A 5,627-nucleotide genomic window follows, 5' to 3' on the forward strand; every position below is an offset into this window, starting at 1 on the left:
CGTCACCCGGGTGACGTCTCCGCCCGACCCGGCCTCTCCTGTACGACCCGGCCCGGCGTGGTGTTACATGAACCCCAGGGGACGTGTTCGCGGGCCCGGCGCCGGCGCCGGGCCGCACAGTCCCGCGAGGAGGTCGCCGTGAAGAAGCTGCTGAACGATCCCGCGGACGCCGTCGCCGACTCCCTGGCCGGCTTCGCGCTCGCGCACGCCGAGCTGGTGCAGGTCAGTACGTCGCCCGTCTTCGTCAGCCGCGCCGGAGGCGCGGTCACCGGAAAGGTCGGCCTGGTCAGCGGCGGCGGGTCGGGGCACGAGCCCCTGCACGCGGGCTTCGTCGGGGACGGCATGCTCGACGCCGCCGTCCCGGGCGCCGTGTTCACCTCGCCGACGCCGGACCAGATCCAGCCCGCGATCCAGGCCGCCGACGGCGGCGCCGGGGTGCTCACGATCGTCAAGAACTACACGGGCGACGTGCTGAACTTCGAGACCGCGGTGGAGCTCGCCGAGGCGGAGGGCGTCGAGGTCTCCTCGGTGCTCGTGAACGACGACGTCGCCGTCGAGGACTCGCTCTACACCGCCGGCCGGCGTGGGGTGGCCGGCACCGTGGCCGTCGAGAAGATCGCGGGTGCCGCCGCGGCCCGCGGCGTCGACCTCGCGGGCGTGACCGCCGTCGCCGAGCGGGTGATCGCGAACGTCCGGACCATGGGCGTGGCGCTGGCCGCGCCCACCGTGCCGCACGTGGGCCGGCCCAGCTTTGACCTGGGCGAGGACGAGATCGAGGTGGGCATCGGCATCCACGGCGAGCCCGGCCGCCACCGCGTGGCCGCGGTCGGCGCCGACGAGGTCACGGAGATGCTCCTGACCCCCGTCGCCGACGACCTCGCCCTGGACGGCGGCGACCGAGTGTTGCTGTTCGTCAACGGTATGGGCGGCACCCCGCTCTCCGAGCTCTACGTGGTCTATGGTCGAGCGCGGCGCCTTCTCGAGGAGCGCGGCGTCACGGTCTCCCGGTCGCTGGTGGGCAACTACGTGACGTCCCTCGAGATGCAGGGGGCATCGGTCACCGTCCTCCGGCTGGACGACGAGCTGGAGGCCCTCTGGGACGCGCCGGTGAACACTGCAGCACTCCGGTGGTGAGACGAGAAGGGTTCTGAGACATGGCGCTGGACGCGGACTGGGCGGAGCGATGGGTGCGCCGCACGGCGGACGCGATCGCGGACGCGAAGGACGAGCTCACGGAGCTCGACCGGCAGATCGGCGACGGTGACCACGGCGAGAACATGCACCGCGGCTTCCACGCCGTGGTGGCGCGGCTCGACGACCCGGCGGCCCAGCCCGGCGCCGCGGACGAGCGGACCGTCGGTGACGTGCTCAAGCTCGTGGCGACGACCCTGATGTCCACGGTGGGCGGCGCGTCCGGCCCGCTGTACGGCACGGCGTACCTGCGCGCGGCGAAGGTCTCGGGCCGCCCGCAGATCGACCCGCCCGCCGTCGTCGCGGTGCTGGAGGCGGCGCTGGAGGGCGTGTCCTCGCGCGGCAAGGCGACGGTGGGGGAGAAGACGATGGTCGACGCGTGGCAGGCGGCGGTCGACGCGGCCGAGGCCGCGGCGGGCGACGGCGGCTCCGAGGTGGACGTGCTGCGCGCGGCGGCCGAGGCGGCGGACAAGGCGGCGACGGGCACCATCCCGATGGTCGCGACCAAGGGACGTGCCTCGTACCTCGGTGAGCGCAGCGCGGGTCACGAGGACCCGGGCGCACGCTCCACCGCCCTGGTCCTGGGCGCGGCGCTGGCCGCAGCCCTCGCCGGTCCGGAGTCCGCCGACCCCCGCGGCGCGGCATGACGGCGCGGGTCGCGCTGGTCCTCGTCTCGCACTCCGCCGAGCTGGCCCGCGGGGCCGCCGAGCTCGCCGGGCAGATGGCACCCGACGTGCTGGTCCGCGGCGTGGGTGGCGGGCCCGACGGCGGGCTGGGCACCTCGCTCGACGCGATCCAGCAGACCCTGGAGGAGGTTCTCGCGGCCCTCGCCGACGCGGGCGCGAGCGGTGGCGGCGGCGTCGTCGTGCTCGGGGACCTCGGGTCCTCGGTGCTGACGGTCGAGGCGGCCCTGGAGCTGGACGACACGCTGGCCGAGCACGCGGTGCTGGCGCGCGCGCCGTTCGTCGAGGGCGCGGTCGCCGCGGCCGTGACGGCGCACGGCGGGGCGGACCGGGACGCCGTGCTGGCGTCGGCGAACGCGGCGGTCGGGATGTTCGCGGCGATCGAGGCCGCGCAGTCGCCCGGGGCGGGCGAGCCGTTGTCGGCCGGGGAGCCCGAGGGCACGCGCACCGTGACCGTCCGCAACCCCCTGGGCCTGCACGCCCGCCCGGCGGCGCTGGTGTCGCGCAAGGTGGCCGAGCTGGGCGCGAGCGTGACCATCGACGGCGTGGACGCCTCCAGCGTGCTCCAGCTCATGGCGCTGGGCGCCACGCAGGGGCGCGAGCTGCGCGTGGAGGCCACCGGCGACGGCGCCGCGGAGGCCGTGACGACCGTCGTGGAGATGATCGAGTCCGGCTTCGGCGAGGTGTGACCGCGGTCTCGTCTTTTTGCAGTTGATGAATTTTTGCGCGGGGTGCAAGAATTGACGCATGGCCCCCACCTCGTCGCGCGAGACCGTCGCGCCCGCTGAGCCCGGATCCAGCCCGGACCTGCGCGAGCTCGTGTCCGCGCTGGAGGGCTCGCCCGCGGAACAGGGCCTGCGCGAGCGCAAGAAGCGCGCGCGGCGCGCTGCCCTGATCGACGCCGCGCAGAACCTGGTCGCCGAGCACGGCCTGGACGCCGTGACCGTCGAGATGATCAGCGCCGAGGCGAACGTCTCGCCCCGCACGTTCTTCAACTACTTCGAGTCCAAGGACGACGCCGTGCTCGGCGCGGAGGACACCGGCCTGCCGGAGGACGTCATCCGCACCTTCGTCGAGGGCGGCCCGACGGGCCGCCTGCTGTCCGACCTCCAGGTCGTGGTCGCCGCCCTGCTCGCGCCCGCCGGCGAGGCCCACGACCGGGTCATGCGGGCCATGGACCTCATGCAGCAGGAGCCCGCCCTGCTGCGCCGCCACGTGGTCTGGATGGACCGGCACAAGAGCCGGCTCGGCGAGCTCTTCGAGGCCCGCCGCGCCACCGTCCCGTTCACCACGGACGCCGAGCTGCTCACGATGCTCGTCCTGCTCATGCTGCGCACCGCGCTCGTCGCCTGGGAGCACGCCGGCTACACCGGCAACCCGGCCGACCACCTGACCGTCGCCGTCGCGCAGCTCGTCGACCTCGTCGCTGCCGACCTCGAACGCTGAACCTCCCGCTCCTCCCGCACCTCGCCCGACCTGACCCCCAGAAAGGCACCTCCATGAGCCACGCCGTGACCACGGCGCCGGACAAGCCGCTGGTCGTACTGAACCAGCGCACGATCTGGCTGATCTTCGGGGCCCTGATGGCCTCCATGTTCCTGTCCTCCCTGGACCAGACCATCGTCGGCACCGCCATGCCCACCATCGTGGGCGAGCTGAACGGCGTGCAGCACCAGGGCTGGGTCATCACGGCCTACATCCTGGCGATCGCCATCGCGATGCCGCTCTACGGCAAGTTCGGCGACCTCTACGGCCGGCGCTGGCCGTTCCTCGTGGCGGTCGGCCTCTTCGTCGTCGCGTCGCTCGGCGGCGGCATGGCGCAGTCGTTCGAGGCCCTCGTGGCCTGGCGCGCCGTGCAGGGCCTCGGCGGCGGTGGCCTGATGATCCTGTCGCAGGCGATCATCGCCGACATCATCCCGGCGTCCGACCGCGGCAAGTACATGGGCCCGATGGGCGCCCTGTTCGGCATCTCCGCCGTCGCCGGCCCGCTGCTCGGCGGCTGGCTCACCGACGGCCCCGGCTGGCGCTGGACCTTCTGGATCAACGTGCCGATCGGCATCGCGGCGTGGTTCATCGCGTACTTCGCGCTCAAGCTGCCCTCGCACCGCTCGGGCCGGCCGACCGACTGGGGCGGCATCCTGACGATGGCGCTCGGCACCACCGGCATCGTGCTGCTGACGAGCTGGGAGTCGCTGGGCCACGACGGCTACGACTGGTCCGACCCGACGCTGCTCGGTGTCCTGTTCGGCACGGCCGTGCTGGTGGGTCTCTTCATCTTCATCGAGAACCGTGTGGCGGAGCCGCTCATCCCGCTGCGGCTGTTCAAGAACCGCACGTTCACCATCACCACGCTCATCGGCCTCGTGCTCGGCATGGGCATGTTCTCCGCCATGGCGATGCTCCCGACATTCCTGCAGATGTCGGCCGGCGCCGGCGTCACCGAGTCCGGCCTGCTGATGCTCCCGATGATGGCCGGCGTGATGCTGACCTCGATCGTCTCCGGCTTCGCGATCTCGAAGACGGGCCGCTACAAGATGTTCCCGGTGGCCGGCCTCGCGATCACGATCCTCGGCATGATCTGGCTGACCCGGCTCGAGGGCGGCATGTCGCTGTGGCTGTTCGGCGCCATGATCTTCGTGCTCGGCGCCGGCATGGGCCTGATCATGCAGACCATCGTGCTCGCGGTGCAGAACTCCGTGGACCCGCACGAGCTGGGCACGGCGACGTCGTCGAACAACTTCTTCCGGGAGATCGGCGCGGCCGTGGGTACCGCGGCGTTCACCACCGTGTTCACGTCGCGCCTGACGGACAACCTGCAGGGCGTCTTCGAGGGTCTTCCGGAGGGTGCCGCGCCCGCGGGCGGCGGCTCCAGCCTGACGCCGCAGATCGTCCAGCAGCTCCCCGAGCCGCTGCGCAGCGGCGTGGTCGACGCCTTCGCGGACTCGCTCGCCCCGGCGTTCTGGTACCTGGTGCCGCTGGTCGTCGTCGGCCTCGTGCTCGCGCTGTTCCTCAAGGAGGTCAAGCTGTCCAACCAGGCCGGCATGGTCGCCCGCGGCGAGGCCGTCATGGAGGGCGCGACCGAGCCCGTCGCCGTGGGCGGCGGGGTCGCGGTCCTGGACGGCGAGGCCGCGCCCGACGCCGGCCGGGACGCCGGCCGGGACGGGGACCGCAAGGAGACGGATATCCTGAACCGGTGAGCAAGGACCGACCCGCCCCCGGCGACCGCATCAAGCCCAAGAAGTCCGCGCTGGTGCAGTTCACGTCCACCACGCTGCTGCTCGAGGTGTTCCTCGTGCTGTTCGCGACCCTGGTGGTGTGGGCCCTGCGCGACTCGGAGTTCGGGCGCGGCCCGCTGCGCATCGAGTCGGGCGGCGCGATCTGGGCGCTCGGCGGGATCCTCTGCCTGGTGCTGGTGATCCTGTCGCGGGCCCAGGGCACGACGACGGGCCGGGCGGCGGGCACCCTCGCCCAGCTCCCGGTGCTCGCCATGGGCCTGCTGCTGCCGATGATGTACTTCGTCGGCGGGATCTTCGTGGTGCTGTGGTTCTACGCGCTGCGGCTCGGTGCGCGTGTGGACCGCGAGCGGGCGGAGTACGACGCCGCCCACCCCGAGACGGCCCCGAACACCCCCTGAGGTCGTGTGTCAGACGCTCAGGTCACCCCGGTGACCTGAGGGTCTGACACGGTAGGGCAGGGGGCGCGGTCCCCCTAGGGTGGGGCCCATGACCCACGGCGCAGAGAAGACCCCGCCCA

General features: G+C 72.8%; 6 protein-coding genes. All 6 read left to right on the top strand.

Annotation, left to right across the window (positions count from 1 at the left end):
* Window positions 1-138 precede the first annotated feature (138 nt).
* From dhaK to ACFWEJ_RS26760, 6 genes are read left to right on the top strand one after another with little or no spacing between them, the layout of a single operon-like run.
* A complete protein-coding gene (gene dhaK, locus ACFWEJ_RS26735) occupies window positions 139-1,134 on the top strand; it encodes a dihydroxyacetone kinase subunit DhaK (protein ID WP_377232208.1) in 996 nt (331 codons plus the stop codon).
* A gap of 20 nt (window positions 1,135-1,154) precedes the next feature.
* Entirely contained in the window at window positions 1,155-1,838 is a 684-nt protein-coding gene (gene dhaL / locus ACFWEJ_RS26740) for a dihydroxyacetone kinase subunit DhaL (protein WP_377232209.1), read from the top strand.
* Window positions 1,835-2,563, top strand: a complete 729-nt coding sequence (locus ACFWEJ_RS26745; protein WP_377232210.1) for an HPr family phosphocarrier protein — start codon at window positions 1,835-1,837, stop codon at window positions 2,561-2,563. The genes dhaL and ACFWEJ_RS26745 overlap by 4 nt, the downstream gene beginning before the upstream one ends.
* Before the next feature lie 58 nt (window positions 2,564-2,621).
* Window positions 2,622-3,320, top strand: a complete 699-nt coding sequence (locus ACFWEJ_RS26750) for a TetR/AcrR family transcriptional regulator (protein ID WP_377232211.1) — start codon at window positions 2,622-2,624, stop codon at window positions 3,318-3,320.
* A gap of 53 nt (window positions 3,321-3,373) precedes the next feature.
* The gene (locus tag ACFWEJ_RS26755; protein ID WP_377232212.1) at window positions 3,374-5,071 is read left to right on the top strand and encodes an MDR family MFS transporter; all 1,698 of its coding nucleotides are present in this window, start codon (window positions 3,374-3,376) and stop codon (window positions 5,069-5,071) included.
* Window positions 5,068-5,508, top strand: a complete 441-nt coding sequence (locus ACFWEJ_RS26760; protein WP_377232213.1) for a DUF4233 domain-containing protein — start codon at window positions 5,068-5,070, stop codon at window positions 5,506-5,508. Before ACFWEJ_RS26755 ends, ACFWEJ_RS26760 begins: the two co-directional genes overlap by 4 nt.
* The last annotated feature ends 119 nt before the right edge of the window (window positions 5,509-5,627 follow it).

The sequence above is a fragment of the Promicromonospora sp. NPDC060204 genome (genome assembly GCF_042728455.1).
GTDB lineage: Bacteria > Actinomycetota > Actinomycetes > Actinomycetales > Cellulomonadaceae > Promicromonospora.

Coding starts and splice junctions, on each gene's coding strand:
- ACFWEJ_RS26750 (WP_377232211.1), top strand. CDS start 2,622: ATGGCCCCCACCTCGTCGCGCGAGACCGTCGCGCCCGCTGAGCCCGGA.
- ACFWEJ_RS26745 (WP_377232210.1), top strand. CDS start 1,835: ATGACGGCGCGGGTCGCGCTGGTCCTCGTCTCGCACTCCGCCGAGCTG.
- ACFWEJ_RS26755 (WP_377232212.1), top strand. CDS start 3,374: ATGAGCCACGCCGTGACCACGGCGCCGGACAAGCCGCTGGTCGTACTG.
- dhaL (WP_377232209.1), top strand. CDS start 1,155: ATGGCGCTGGACGCGGACTGGGCGGAGCGATGGGTGCGCCGCACGGCG.